Here is a 13,428-nt window from a genome sequence, read left to right as displayed (position 1 = left end):
GTGTGTTGCTGTCATGTGTTTCTCCATCTATGCTGGTTCTTGTAATTTTTGATAGATTTTAAAGGTATTAAATTAACAGAAATCTGTTAAATACCCTGTATTTTTTACTTAATTTTACCCTTTATTATAATTTTTATGCCTGAGGCTTATAATGCCTTATCTCTATTAAATATTGCTTTAATAACAATGAATTGCATTTTTATATTGTTCATTTCTTTCTGTCGGGTGGCACCCTCGCGTATCGTCGTCCACACTTACCTTTTAGCCAAAAGAGAGGTTAACGATGCCATACAAATCGAAAAGCGAATTACCGGATAACGTGCAAAACGTATTGCCTGCCCACGCCCAGGATATCTACAAAGAAGCCTTTAACAGCGCCTGGGATCAGTACAAAGATAAAGAAGATCGCCGGGACGATGCCAGCCGTGAAGAGACGGCGCATAAGGTGGCCTGGGCCGCCGTGAAAAATGACTATGAGAAAGGGGACGATGATAAATGGCACAAAAAGAAATAGCCGCCAAATAACACGCTGCCTCCATTTTGACATTTCAGGCGGTTGACCTGCCGCTGTATTGCATCTGGCCCGCGAATTGCTTATCGTTGCTCAACTGCTGTTAAAATGAACAGCACAGAATGCCGGGAAGGCGAATTACAGATGTCGCAAGGAAGCATGCAGTGGCGGAGGTGGAATGTGTTAACGCGTGATTTCTTGATGAAGGCAGATTGTAAGACGGCATTTGGTGCTATTGAGGAATCGCTTCTGTGGTCGGCTGAACAACGTGCGGCGTCGCTTGCGGCAACGCTGGCCTGCCGCCCGGATGATGGCCCGGTCTGGATCTTTGGTTACGGCTCGCTGATGTGGAACCCGGCGCTCGAATTTGTTGAATCAGCAACCGGAACGCTGCCTGAGTGGCACCGCGCCTTTTGTTTGCGCCTGACCGCCGGACGCGGCAGCGCGTGCCAGCCAGGACGCATGCTTGCACTAAAAGAGGGCGGGCGCACCACGGGCGTGGCATACCGGCTGCCGGATACCACGCTGGAAGATGAGCTGACGCTGCTGTGGAAGCGCGAGATGATCACCGGCTGCTATATGCCCAGCTGGTGCAAGCTGGAACTGGATGACGGGCGCACCGTCAACGCGCTGGTGTTCATTATGGATCCGCGCCACCCGCTGTATGAAGCCGATACCCGAACCCAGGTGATTGCCCCGCTGATTGCCGCCGCCAGCGGACCGCTGGGCACTAACGCCCAGTACCTTTTCTCGCTAGATCAGGAGCTGACGCGTCTCGGCATGCAGGACGACTGTCTGAGTGAGCTGGTGGTGAAGGTGAAAGCGCTGCTGGAAGGGAACCCGCTTAGCAATACGCTGCGGCCGGGTTTTGCCTGATAATACGCCCGGCTGGCCGGGCGTTTACTGTTATGCCGCCACGTAACTTACGGAATGTTCGAGCGACTGGCTGTGGCTGTCGATCAACACATCCCAGGTGCCGGTGTAAGGCACCGTCAGCCAGGCCTTATCGTCCTGGACGGTAAGGATATCTGCCTGCGATTGCTTCTGTCCTTTTGTACTCATCAGATGGATGCGGCAACGCTCTGAGCAACGCACCACTACCGTATCCCCGCCAAACAGTTTCAGACTCGTTTTAACTCGTGCCATTTTATACCCCGTCGTTTTTGCCCATCCCGAGCGTGATGTTGTTCACAATTTACTCATTGCATAACACCAAAGGGGCAGGGATGGAATGCTGATTTCGATCAAAAAATGGCGCAACGATTAAACAAAAATGACAAAATCCCTGAAACCTTTCAGCGGACGCGCGTTTACCCTGCTTAACGCGCGCCCGGGAAAAATTATATGCGGAAATGGCCAGCGGTCTCAGCAAGGTCGCCCGCCTGGCTTTGCAGCGCGCTGGCCGCCGCAGCAGACTGTACAACAAGTTCGGCGTTCTGCTGCACCATGCGATCCAGGTGAGTCACCGCGTGGTTAATCTCATGGATCCCTTTCATCTGCTCCCGGGTGGCAATGGATATTTCACGCATAATGCCAGACACGCTCCCGACGCTGGCGCGAATCTCATCCATGCTGTCGCCCGCAAGGTGCACAAACCGGGAGCCGGTTGCTACGCTTTCGGTGGTGGAATCAATAAGGGATTTGATCTCCTTCGCCGCCTGAGCACTGCGGCTGGCCAGGTTACGTACTTCCCCCGCAACGACCGCGAACCCACGGCCTTGTTCCCCGGCACGCGCCGCTTCCACCGAGGCGTTAAGCGCCAGAATATTGGTCTGGAAGGCGATGCCGTCAATGACGCTGGTGATATCGCCGATTTTCGCGGAAGCCAGTTCGATGGACTGCATGGTGCTGATGGCCTGAGCGACGACGTCGCCGCCGCGGGATGCGGCGGCAGAGGCCTTGCTCGCCTGTTCGTTCGCTTCTGCTGCCGACTCGTTTGACTGCGTAACGGAGGCCGTGATCTCTTCCACGGCGCTGGCGGTTTCGCGAAGGCTTGATGCCGCCTGCTCGGTACGCCCGGAAAGATCCTGATTACCTGCCGCAATCTCATGCGCGGCGTTTTTCACTGAGGCGCTGGCATCACGCAGCTGGACCATCACCACAGAAAGCTTATCGCTGAAGGCGTTAAACGCCTGCGCAATTTGCGCCACTTCATCGCCCCCCTTATCCGGCAGACGCTGCGACAGATCGTTAGTACCGTTGGCAATGCTGTTCATCGCGTCACGGATACCGGACAGCCGCTTAAGCAGGCGGGCAATCAGGAGGTGCATGAGGGCTCCGCTCAGCAGGGCGAGGATCGCCAGAGACAGTGCAGATGCTTTTAGCAATGACCGCATCCCGGCGGTGGCATCGCCGTTATCGAGCGCCACAACCAGCAGCCAGTGCGTCCCCGGTACGGCGGTGGCCAGGAACGTTTTTTCGCGTCCGTTAAACGTTCCGTCAACCAGGTTGCCGCTTTTCAGGGTGGCAAAATCGGTCCCTTTGATCGTCTCCGTAAAAGGCTTAAGCGTCAGCGCAGGATCGCTTCCGGCAATAACGGTGCCGTTGCTGTCCAGAAGCAGTCCGCTGCTGGCCGGGGTCGGGTGAATACCGCGCACGTTAGCCACCACGCTGTCCATCGCCACATCGCCCGCCACCACTGCTTTCAGGGCGCCTTGCTCTTTAACCGGTACCGCGAACGTCACCACCAGTTTCCCGGTGCCCGCGTCCACATAGGGTGCAGTCACTACCGGGCCATCAGCGCTGACGGCCTGCTGATACCACGGGCGAAGGGTGGGATCGTAATCAGCGGGTACCCCGGTTGGGTCAGAAAATTTAGCCGTTTTGCTGGCATAACCCACGTAGACGTTGGTGAATCCACCCGCCAGCGCAAGCTGTTTAAACACCGGAACCGGATCGTCGCTGAGCGCGACTGGCTGCGCCGAGGTGATGACGGTCATTTTGTTGTTCACCCAGTCGGCAATCGCCATGTTGTGGCTGGCGCTGGTGCTGGTCAGAATATCGCGCTGCGACTGCTGATTATCCTGGCGCGTGACCTGAAAGTTAATAATGGTATTAAGAAGAAGGGCGACGACCAGACAGCCTGTCGTCGCGGCAATGATGCGGGCGCGAATGGATCTGAACATAAGTGTAATACCTGCTGTGTTGTTTCCATGCCTATCGGCAACGGTGCAGGTAAACTTGATGCTGAAACCGCGTCCATAAGAAAATAATATTTTTAGCGGGTTATTATTAAAAAGTTAATACTTTATCGGCGGAAAGCGTCCATTCAGCCAGCTCCACCAGCGTACCAATTTCCACGCCATCAATCAGCGGCAGCCCGGTAATGCCGCGCCCGTCGGTACAGGTTTTGCACAGTTTGACCGGAACGTTTTGCGCGGTCAGGATCTCCAGCATTTGTTGAATGTTGTAGCCCTCTGCGGGTTTCTGCCCCTTCAGCCCGGCCGTGACGGCATCGGACATCAAAAAGAGGCGCAGCTCCAGCTCACTCTCCTTATCGCGCAGCGCGATTGCCAGGCGCAGGCTGTTAAAAAGGGATTCACTGCCGTAGGCCGCACCGTTGGCGACGATCACAATCTTCTGCATGTTGACTCCTGTTCTTTGAAAAGGCACGAATATTGCTTCTCGTACCGAAGAATACGTATCGGGGAGAGAAACGATGACGATAGTGGCTGGCAGTTCCCCAGGCGCAACCGAATGGTTCCAGCGTGCGAGAATCCTGCGCGAGGAACAGCTCGGCAGACTGGCGCAGCTGGGCGCACTGGTGAACGGCATCAGTCGACTGGTGCATATGCTACAGTGCGAGCGCGGTGCGTCAAATGTCTGGCTCTGCTCGCAGGGCAAATTGTACGCGCCTGAATGCAAGGCCAGCAGGGCCCTGGTGGATGAAAACCTCGCCGCATTGCACCTTCAGTTTAACGAACCGCTGCCGGGCAGCGCCCTGTGCGAACGTATTGCCAGCGCACTGCACGGCCTTGAGACGCTAACGGCGCTGCGTGATGGCGTTACAGGTCAACGCGTCACCGCACCGCAGGCGATGGAACACTACAGCCGCATACTGCGTCATTTGCTCAGTATCGTACCTCAACTCAGCGACAGCATTGACGATCCGCACATCGCGGGCCGATTTGTGGCCCTTTACAGCCTGATGCAGGGCAAAGAACTTGTGGGACAAGAGCGAGCGCTGGGGGCTATTGGTTTCACCCAGGGATTCTTTGACGATGAAACCCGCCAGCGGCTGGTGGATCGCATTGATGGCCAGCAGGCCTGTTTTGAGGTTTTTATCTCCCATTGCACTCCAGACGTGCAGGAGACGTTTATCCTCAACTGCCAGCCGGGTCTGGAGACTGAAAAACTCAGGCGTGAAGCGTGCACCCGCCAGCCTCCGGCAGATAACGGCGATACCGCCCTCAAATGGTTTGCCCTGCAAACCGCGCGCCTTGAGCACCTGCGCACGCTGGAGGAGGTGGCAATTGCCGATCTAATGACGGCAGTTGAGGAGCGCCGCTATAGCGAAAACCTGCACGTAGACGATGAGCACGACGATATCCTGGCGCGATTTCCGGATAAACCGCTGCTGCCGCTGGTGCGCCAGCAGGCGCGTGAAATTGAGCAACTCTCCCGTCAGCTTGCTTCCCTGCGCGACACGCTGGAGGAGCGTAAGACCATCGACAAAGCCAAAAGCGTGCTGATGACGCACCAGAACATGAGCGAGGAGCAGGCGTGGACCGCCCTGCGCAAAATGGCGATGGATAAAAACCAACGCATGGTAGATATCGCCCGTGCGCTGCTTACGGTGAAAAATCTGTGGAAGATACCCCCTGGGGAGTAGTTGCACAGTCAGTGGGCAATTTATGCCTGATTGAGGTGCGTAATACAGCGCTCTTCTTGCAGAAACCCCGTAACGCCGGGGATGAAAAGCTGGCATTACCTTTGCATTAACAGATTAACCATTTTCGACGATGCGCCAACGGCGGTGCATGCGTCTTCAGGATAAAGGCGTCCAGCGGTGCTTCAGCACCGTCGGGCGCTTTTTTTTGCCTTTTTTCAGGAGCAATTATGGCGGATTTGTCGAGACGGCGGTTATTGCAGGCCAGCATGCTGGCGAGTGGTGCGATGCTGTTGCCGGGTGTCATGCAGGCCGCATGGGCGGCGGGGTCAGATAAGCCTGAGCAGGATACCGTGCGTATCGGGTTTATACCTCTGACCGACTGCGCGCCCGTGGTTATCGCGGCCCTGAAGGGGTTCGATAAAAAACACGGCATTACTATTGTGCCGACCAAAGAGGCGAGCTGGGCGGCGGTGCGCGACAAGCTGGTGGCGGGCGAACTGGACGCCGCGCACATTCTTTACGGCCTGCTGTACGGTCTGGAGCTGGGTATCGCGGGCAAGCCGCAGCAGATGGCGAACCTGATGACCCTCAACCAGAACGGTCAGGCCATTACGCTCTCCAGCGATCTGGCGGAGAAGGGCGTTCGTGACCTCGACGGGCTGAAAAAGCTGATTGCGCAGCAGGCGCCGGGAACCTACACCTTCGCGCATACCTTCCCGACGGGAACGCACGCCATGTGGCTCTACTACTGGCTGGCCAGCGCGGGGATTAACCCGTTTGACGACGTGCGCACCGTGGTGGTGCCGCCGCCGCAGATGGTGATGAACATGCGCATTGGCAACATGGTCGGGTTTTGCGTTGGCGAGCCGTGGAACGCGCGGGCGATTAACGACCGCATCGGATTTACCGCCGCCACGTCGCAGTCCATCTGGGCCGATCACCCGGAAAAGATCCTCGGCACCCGACGCGACTGGGTGGCGAAAAATCCGCACACCGCACGGGCGCTGGTGAGCGCCGTGATGGAAGCCGCGCGCTGGATCGAGGCGTCAGCGGAAAATAAACGCGAAACCGCGCAGATCCTCTCGCGCCGCGCCTGGCTCAACTGCAAGGAACAGTATCTCACCGGACGTATGCTTGGCGAGTACGACAACGGGGTCGGTCAGCGCTGGCAGGATGCGCACCCGATCCGTTTCTTCAACGAGGGTGCCGTGAGCTACCCGTATCTCTCAGACGGCATGTGGTTCTTAACTCAGTTCCGCCGCTGGGGCTTGCTCAACGCCGCGCCGGATTACGCGGGCATTGCACAGCGCATTAACCAGACCGCGGTCTGGCAGGATGCCGCGACCGCCGTGGGCGGCATGTCCACACCGTCATCACCGTATCGCAGCAGCACCCTGATGGACGGCACCGTCTGGAACGGCACCGATCCGGAAGGGTACGCCAACCGCTTCGCCATTCACCGTAAAGGGGCCTGAGTATGCAGCATCTGCAAAATACAAAACCACAAGAGACGTCAGAGAGCGGGGAAGTGATTGTCCTGCCTCCGCTACAGGTTCGCCGTCGTGCGCCAGCGTTTACGCGTCTGATGAATGATTTTTTACAGCGCGTCATCCCGGCGCTGCTCGGTCTCGGCCTGCTGGTGGTGCTCTGGCAGCTGGCAGCGATAAACAGTAAAGGCTTTCCGACGCCGCTCAGCACGCTCGATTCGGCCATGACCCTGTTTGCCGATCCGTTTTATCGCGACGGGCCAAACGATATGGGCATTGGCTGGAACGTGCTGGCGTCGTTGCAGCGCGTCGCCATCGGCTTCGGTCTGGCAGCGATGGCGGGCATTCCGCTGGGCTTTTTGATTGGCCGCTTCACCTTTTTCTCGCGCATGTTCAACCCGCTGATCGCGCTCCTGCGTCCGGTCAGCCCGCTGGCCTGGCTGCCTATCGGCCTGCTGCTGTTCCAGAAAGCGGAGCCTGCATCGAGCTGGACCATTTTTATCTGCTCCATCTGGCCGATGGTGATCAACACCGCTGAAGGGGTACGCCGTATTCCGCAGGACTACCTCAACGTGGCCCGGGTGTTGCAACTCTCAGAGTGGACCATCATGCGCCGCCTTCTTTTCCCCGCCGTGCTGCCTGCGGTGCTGACCGGGGTACGTCTTTCCATTGGCATTGCCTGGCTGGTGATTGTCGCCGCCGAGATGCTCACCGGAGGTTTAGGCATTGGCTTCTGGATCTGGAATGAGTGGAACAACCTCAACGTCGAAAACATTCTCATCGCCATCGTCATCATTGGCGTGGTCGGGTTGCTGCTGGAGCAGGGGCTGATGCTGATCGCCCGTCGCTTTAGCTGGCAGGAAAAATAAGGAGTGAAGATGAAACCGTTAATTCAGGTCCAGGCCGTGAGCCAGCGTTTTTCCACCGCCAGCGGCGAGTTTCTGGCGCTGCACAACGTCTCTTTTGATATCCACGAGGGCGAAACCGTCAGTCTGATTGGTCACTCCGGCTGCGGCAAGTCGACGCTGTTAAACCTGATCGCCGGGATCACGCTGCCGACGGAAGGCGGGCTGATTTGCGACAACCGCGAAATCGCCGGGCCGGGGCCCGAGCGCGCGGTGGTGTTCCAGAACCATTCGCTGCTGCCGTGGCTGACCTGCTTCGACAACGTGGCGCTGGCGGTGGATCAGGTCTTCCGTCACACCATGAGTAAGGCTGAGCGCAAAGCGTGGATTGAGCACAACCTCGACCGGGTGCAGATGGGCCACGCGCTGCATAAGCGCCCCGGGGAGATCTCCGGCGGTATGAAGCAGCGCGTCGGGATTGCCCGGGCGCTGGCAATGAAGCCGAAAGTGCTGCTGATGGATGAGCCGTTTGGCGCGCTCGATGCGCTGACGCGCGCCCATCTTCAGGATTCGGTGATGCAGATCCAGCAGGCGCTGAACACCACCATCGTGCTCATCACCCACGATGTGGACGAGGCGGTACTGCTCTCTGACCGCGTACTGATGATGACCAACGGCCCGGCGGCCACCGTGGGTGAGATCCTGCGCGTCGATCTGCCGCGCCCGCGCAACAGGGTGCAGCTGGCGGATGACAGCCGCTATCACCACATGCGCCAGCAGATCCTCCATTTCCTCTACGAAAAACAGCCGAAAGCGGCGTAATGAGGGGGCACGATGCGACTGGTCATTATCGGTAATGGTATGGCGGCAACCCGGCTGATTGCGTCGCTCACCGGGCGTGTTCCCGGTCGTTTCGCTGTCACCGTCATCGGTGACGAGCCTGAGCAGGCGTACAACCGCATCCAGCTTTCACCAGTGCTGGGTGGCGAAAAGCAGGCGGAGCACATCTGTCTGCACGATGAAGACTGGTACACGGCACGAGGCGTGACGGTGCTGCGAGGAGAAAAGGCGCTCGCAGTAGACGTCAACGCGCGTGAAGTGCATACCTCTGCTCGCACGCTGGGCTGGGATGCGCTGGTGTTTGCCACCGGGTCTACCCCTGTAGTGCCGCCGATCCCCGGCGGCGATGCACCGCATGCGTTCACCTTTCGCACCCTGGCAGAGACCCGCGCCATCCAGAATATCTCCGGGCCGGCGGTAGTGCTGGGCGGCGGCGTACTCGGCGTGGAGGCAGCGGCAGCGCTGGCGCGAAACGGTGACAACGTCACGCTTATCCATCGCGGCACGTGGCTGATGGAACAGCAGCTGGATCAGCAGGCGGGACTGCTGCTTGACGAGGCGCTGGCGAAGCGGGGCGTACGCTGTGAACTCGCCTCCGGCATCACGGCCATCGCTGACGATGCCGTGACGTTGCTCGACGGACGCCGCATCGCCGCCACGCGCGTGGTGCTGGCTACGGGTGTACAGCCCAACGTCGCGCTGGCAAAAGCCAGCGGCATTCGCTGCGCGCGCGGCATCGTGGTGGATCAGCAGATGCAAACCTCCGTGCCGGATATCTACGCCATCGGCGAGTGCTGCGAAATTGACGGCCAGACGTTTGGTCTGGTCGCCCCCTGTCTGGCGCAGGCGGATATTCTTGCCGCGCGGCTGGCCGGGGAGGTCACCGCGCCGTTTACCCTTGTCGACAACGGCGTGCGCCTTAAGGTGACCGGGCTGGAGCTGTTCAGCCTCGGACGCGCGACGGCGCAGGCGGACGATGTGGTCTGGAGTTCATGGGATCCGCTGACTCGTCACTATCGACGTTTACTGATCCATCAGGGGGCGCTGGCTGGCGTGCTGCTGCTGGGGGACTGCCGCAGCGCGGCAACCTTTACCGATTTACTGGCAACGGCTGCGCCCGCCCACGCGGACTGGCTGTTCGATCGTTTCACAACGCAACCGCAGGTTGCAGGACAGAACGCTATGACAAAACCTACTCTGGTGGTGGTTGGGCACGGTATGGTCGGCCATCATTTCCTCGAAGACTGCGTTAACCGCAATTTGCATCAGCAGTATCAGATTATTGTTTTTGGCGAAGAGCGCTATGCGGCCTATGACCGCGTGCATCTGTCGGAATATTTTGGCGGACGCAGTGCGGACTCGCTCTCGCTGGTGGCGGGGGAGTTCTTTGCCGATAATGGCATTGAGCTGCGCCTCTCGCAGCAGATCGTCGCTATCGATCGTGATGCACACGTAGTGCGTACCGCCAGTGGCCATGAGACTCACTGGGACAAGCTGGTGCTGGCGACCGGCTCGTACCCGTTCGTACCACCCGTTCCGGGCAACGATCTGCCGGGTTGTTTTGTCTACCGTACCCTCGACGATCTGGACAACATTGCGGCCCATGCGACAGGCTCTCGCCGCGGCGTGGTAATTGGCGGCGGCCTGCTGGGGCTGGAGGCGGCGAATGCGCTTAAGCAGCTCGGGCTGGAAACCCACGTGGTGGAGTTTGCGCCTAACCTGATGGCGGTGCAGCTCGACAGCGACGGCGCGGCAATGTTGCGCAAGAAAATTGAGGCGCTGGGCGTAGGGGTACACACCAGTAAATCGACGACGGAGATTGCCACCACAGACGACGGGCTGGTGCTGCGTTTTGCCGATGGTGAACAGCTGGAAACGGACATGGTGGTCTTCTCTGCCGGTATTCGTCCGCAGGACGCGCTGGCGCGCAGCAGCGGGCTGGCTGTCGGCGAGCGCGGCGGGATCTGCATTGACGACGGCTGCCGGACCTCGGATCCGGATGTGCTTGCCATCGGTGAATGCGCGCTGTGGGAGGGGAAAATCTTTGGCCTGGTGGCACCGGGCTACCAGATGGCGCGCGTGGCCGCCGCTGTGCTGGCGGGTGAGGAGAAGCGCTTCACCGGCGCGGATATGAGTACCAAACTCAAGTTGCTGGGCGTGGATGTGGCGTCGTTTGGCGATGCCCACGGGCGCACGCCGGGCGCGCTGAGCTACCAGTGGACGCACGGGCCGCAGCAAATCTACAAAAAGATTGTGGTCAGCCACGACAGCAATACCCTGCTGGGTGGCGTGCTGGTGGGCGATGCCAGCGAATACGCCACGCTGGTGCAGATGATGCTCAACGGCATCAGCCTGCCAAAAGAGCCGGAAACGCTGATCTTACCCGTATCGTCAGGCAGCGCGCCGAAAGCGCTGGGCGTGGCGGCGCTGCCGGAAAGCGCGCAGATCTGTTCGTGTCATAACGTCAGCAAAGGGGATATCTGCCAGGCGGTAAGCGCGGGCGCAACGGATATCGGCGCCATTAAGCAGTGCACCAAAGCGGCGACCGGCTGCGGAGGCTGTAGCGCGCTGGTGAAGCAGGTGATGGAGTTCCAGCTTGCAGAGCAGGGCGTGGAGGTGAAAAAGGATATCTGCGAACACTTCCCGTACTCGCGTCAGGAGATTTATCACCTGGTGCGCGTCAACCATATCCGCACCTTCGACCAGCTTATCAGCCGCTACGGTCAGGGGCATGGGTGCGAGATCTGTAAGCCGCTGGTGGGAGCGGTATTGGCTTCCTGCTGGAACGAGTATCTGCTGAAACCGGCGCATCTGCCGTTGCAGGACACCAACGACCGCTATTTCGCCAATATTCAGAAGGACGGAACCTACTCCATCGTCCCGCGGATGCCTGCGGGTGAAGTGACCGCCGACGGGCTGATCGCCATCGGCCAGATCGCGAAACGCTATAGCCTTTACAGCAAAATTACCGGCGGGCAGCGTATTGACCTGTTTGGCGCCACGCTCGAACAGTTGCCGGAAATCTGGCAGGCGCTGGTGGAGGCCGGGTTTGAGACCGGACATGCTTACGGGAAATCCCTGCGCACGGTGAAATCCTGCGTCGGGTCGACCTGGTGCCGCTACGGCGTGCAGGATTCCACCGGCCTCGCGGTCAGGCTGGAGCATCGCTACAAGGGCCTGCGCGCGCCGCACAAAATCAAAATGGCGGTCTCCGGCTGTACCCGTGAGTGCGCAGAGGCGCAGAGCAAAGACGTGGGGGTGATTGCCACGGACAAAGGCTGGAACCTCTATCTGTGCGGCAACGGCGGGATGAAGCCGCGCCACGCGGATCTCTTCGCCAGCGATCTGGACGACGAAACGCTGATCCGCACCGTTGACCGTTTCCTGATGTTCTACATCCGCACGGCAGATCGTCTGCAACGTACCAGTACCTGGATGGATAACCTGGAAGGCGGCCTCGACTATCTGCGCGAGGTGATCCTCAACGACAGCCTGGGGATCGCCCACGAGCTGGAGCAGGAGATGGCCCGGGTGGTGGAAACCTACCAGTGCGAATGGCAAACCACCCTTAACGATCCTGACCGCCTGGCGCTGTTCCGCACCGCGGTGAACGTCCCCGCCGCGGAGGAGAACAAGCGCTGGCAGGAAATTTGCAATATCGACGAGATCCCGGAGCAGGCGGGCATCGGCGCGCATCTTGGGCGCAAACCGATTGCGCTGTTCCGCTTTGGCAAAACCGTTTATGCCCTCGACGATCGGGAGCCGGGCAGCCGCGCGAACGTGCTGTCACGCGGCATCCTCGGCGATGCGGCGGGGGAACCGGTGGTGATCTCGCCGCTCTACAAGCAACGTATTCGTCTGCGCGACGGGTGTCAGGCTGAGAGCGGTGCGCCTGCGGTGCGTGCCTGGCCGGTAAAAATTGAAAACGGTAAGGTATGGGTTGGAAATGAAGAGCTGGTGATGCGCGCGGAGGCCTCATGACGGAAACCCGGACAACGTGCCCTTACTGCGGGGTGGGCTGCGGCGTGGTCGCCAGCGCAGACGGTGAAAAGGTGAGCATTCGGGGGGATGAAACTCATCCGGCGAATTTCGGTCGTCTGTGCGTAAAAGGATCTGCCCTTGGGGAAACCACAGGGCTACAGGGACGCCTGCTGCGCCCGGTTGTCGATGGCCGGGAGGTGGCATGGCCGCAGGCGCTGGGCGAAGCGGGCGAGCGGCTGCGGAACATTATCAACGAATGGGGGCCGCAGGCGGTGGCGTTTTATGCCTCCGGCCAGCTGTTGACCGAGGATTACTATGCCGCCAACAAGCTGATGAAAGGCTTTATCGGGGCGGCGAACATTGATACCAACTCGCGGCTGTGCATGTCATCGGCGGTGGTGGGCTACAAACGCGCCTTCGGTGAGGACGTGGTGCCGTGCAGCTACGAGGACGTGGAAAACAGCGATCTGGTGGTACTCGTTGGCTCGAACGCGGCCTGGACGCATCCGGTGCTGTATCAGCGGCTAGTGCAGGCAAAACACAACAATCCGCAGATGAAAGTGGTCGTGATCGATCCGCGTAAAACCGCCACCTGCGATATCGCCGATCTCCACCTCGCGCTCAGACCCGGCAGTGACGCCGGGCTGTTTGTGGGGTTGCTCAATCTGATTCAGGGGCGCGGCGAGTGGCCGATCCCTCGCGTGGCGGCGTTTTGCGATCTGCCTTCAGACGAGATTGGCATCTTCTACGACTGGTTTGTCACCGCGCCACGCGCGATCACGCTCTACACCATGGGGATCAACCAGTCCTCCAGCGGCAGCGACAAGTGTAACGCCATCATTAACGTGCATCTTGCCAGCGGAAAGTTCAACCGTCCTGGCTGCGGCCCGTTTTCGCTGACCGGACAGCCAAACGCCATGGGCGGGCGGGAAG

At 59.3% G+C, this 13,428-nt stretch carries 11 protein-coding genes; 8 read left to right on the top strand and 3 right to left on the bottom strand.

Going from position 1 to position 13,428, the window contains the following annotated elements:
- Positions 1-283: 283 nt before the first annotated feature.
- Both chaB and IM290_RS19600 read left to right on the top strand, forming a co-directional pair.
- Entirely contained in the window at positions 284-514 is a 231-nt protein-coding gene (gene chaB / locus IM290_RS19605; protein ID WP_003856674.1) for a putative cation transport regulator ChaB, read from the top strand.
- 177 nt (positions 515-691) lie between these two features.
- A complete protein-coding gene (locus tag IM290_RS19600; protein WP_193042507.1) occupies positions 692-1,387 on the top strand; it encodes a gamma-glutamylcyclotransferase in 696 nt (231 codons plus the stop codon).
- A 30-nt stretch (positions 1,388-1,417) separates the two neighbouring features.
- On the opposite strand, the gene IM290_RS19595 is transcribed toward IM290_RS19600, so the two are convergent.
- The 3 genes from IM290_RS19595 to IM290_RS19585 all read right to left on the bottom strand — a co-directional run bounded on the left by IM290_RS19595 (position 1,418) and on the right by IM290_RS19585 (position 4,096).
- On the bottom strand, positions 1,418-1,657 hold the full coding sequence (locus IM290_RS19595) for a hypothetical protein (protein ID WP_015570352.1): 240 nt from the start codon (positions 1,655-1,657) through the stop codon (positions 1,418-1,420).
- 194 nt (positions 1,658-1,851) lie between these two features.
- A complete protein-coding gene (locus IM290_RS19590) occupies positions 1,852-3,636 on the bottom strand; it encodes a methyl-accepting chemotaxis protein (protein WP_023324817.1) in 1,785 nt (594 codons plus the stop codon).
- A gap of 106 nt (positions 3,637-3,742) precedes the next feature.
- Entirely contained in the window at positions 3,743-4,096 is a 354-nt protein-coding gene (locus tag IM290_RS19585) for a DsrE/DsrF/TusD sulfur relay family protein (RefSeq protein WP_015570354.1), read from the bottom strand.
- A gap of 73 nt (positions 4,097-4,169) precedes the next feature.
- Between IM290_RS19585 and nasR the strand changes: the two genes are divergently transcribed.
- From nasR to IM290_RS19555, 6 genes are all read left to right on the top strand, one after another.
- Positions 4,170-5,342 carry a nitrate regulatory protein NasR gene (gene nasR, locus IM290_RS19580; protein ID WP_193042508.1) on the top strand — a complete coding sequence of 391 codons (1,173 nt, stop codon included), beginning with the start codon at positions 4,170-4,172 and terminating at the stop codon, positions 5,340-5,342.
- A 227-nt stretch (positions 5,343-5,569) separates the two neighbouring features.
- Positions 5,570-6,817, top strand: a complete 1,248-nt coding sequence (locus IM290_RS19575; protein ID WP_023296759.1) for a CmpA/NrtA family ABC transporter substrate-binding protein — start codon at positions 5,570-5,572, stop codon at positions 6,815-6,817.
- A gap of 2 nt (positions 6,818-6,819) precedes the next feature.
- A complete protein-coding gene (ntrB, locus tag IM290_RS19570; protein ID WP_193042509.1) occupies positions 6,820-7,698 on the top strand; it encodes a nitrate ABC transporter permease in 879 nt (292 codons plus the stop codon).
- A 9-nt stretch (positions 7,699-7,707) separates the two neighbouring features.
- Positions 7,708-8,496: an ABC transporter ATP-binding protein gene (locus IM290_RS19565; protein WP_032648515.1), complete on the top strand. Its 789-nt coding sequence runs from the start codon at positions 7,708-7,710 to the stop codon at positions 8,494-8,496.
- A 12-nt stretch (positions 8,497-8,508) separates the two neighbouring features.
- The gene (nirB, locus tag IM290_RS19560) at positions 8,509-12,495 is read left to right on the top strand and encodes a nitrite reductase large subunit NirB (protein ID WP_193042510.1); all 3,987 of its coding nucleotides are present in this window, start codon (positions 8,509-8,511) and stop codon (positions 12,493-12,495) included.
- Positions 12,492-13,428 (top strand): molybdopterin-dependent oxidoreductase (locus IM290_RS19555; RefSeq protein ID WP_193354492.1); only part of this gene is annotated, 937 nt, incomplete at its 3' end. The genes nirB and IM290_RS19555, both read left to right, overlap by 4 nt.

The sequence above is a fragment of the Enterobacter cloacae complex sp. S1 genome (assembly GCF_014930525.1).
In the GTDB taxonomy this organism is placed as follows: domain Bacteria; phylum Pseudomonadota; class Gammaproteobacteria; order Enterobacterales; family Enterobacteriaceae; genus Enterobacter; species Enterobacter hormaechei_C.
This window is presented reverse-complemented; position numbering and strand designations above follow the sequence as displayed.

Excerpts from the sequence above, each read along its gene's own strand:
- IM290_RS19595 (WP_015570352.1), bottom strand. The coding sequence starts at position 1,657 with ATGGCACGAGTTAAAACGAGTCTGAAACTGTTTGGCGGGGATACGGTA.
- nirB (WP_193042510.1), top strand. The coding sequence starts at position 8,509 with ATGCGACTGGTCATTATCGGTAATGGTATGGCGGCAACCCGGCTGATT.
- ntrB (WP_193042509.1), top strand. The coding sequence starts at position 6,820 with ATGCAGCATCTGCAAAATACAAAACCACAAGAGACGTCAGAGAGCGGG.
- IM290_RS19590 (WP_023324817.1), bottom strand. The coding sequence starts at position 3,636 with ATGTTCAGATCCATTCGCGCCCGCATCATTGCCGCGACGACAGGCTGT.
- nasR (WP_193042508.1), top strand. The coding sequence starts at position 4,170 with ATGACGATAGTGGCTGGCAGTTCCCCAGGCGCAACCGAATGGTTCCAG.
- IM290_RS19585 (WP_015570354.1), bottom strand. The coding sequence starts at position 4,096 with ATGCAGAAGATTGTGATCGTCGCCAACGGTGCGGCCTACGGCAGTGAA.
- IM290_RS19575 (WP_023296759.1), top strand. The coding sequence starts at position 5,570 with ATGGCGGATTTGTCGAGACGGCGGTTATTGCAGGCCAGCATGCTGGCG.
- IM290_RS19565 (WP_032648515.1), top strand. The coding sequence starts at position 7,708 with ATGAAACCGTTAATTCAGGTCCAGGCCGTGAGCCAGCGTTTTTCCACC.
- chaB (WP_003856674.1), top strand. The coding sequence starts at position 284 with ATGCCATACAAATCGAAAAGCGAATTACCGGATAACGTGCAAAACGTA.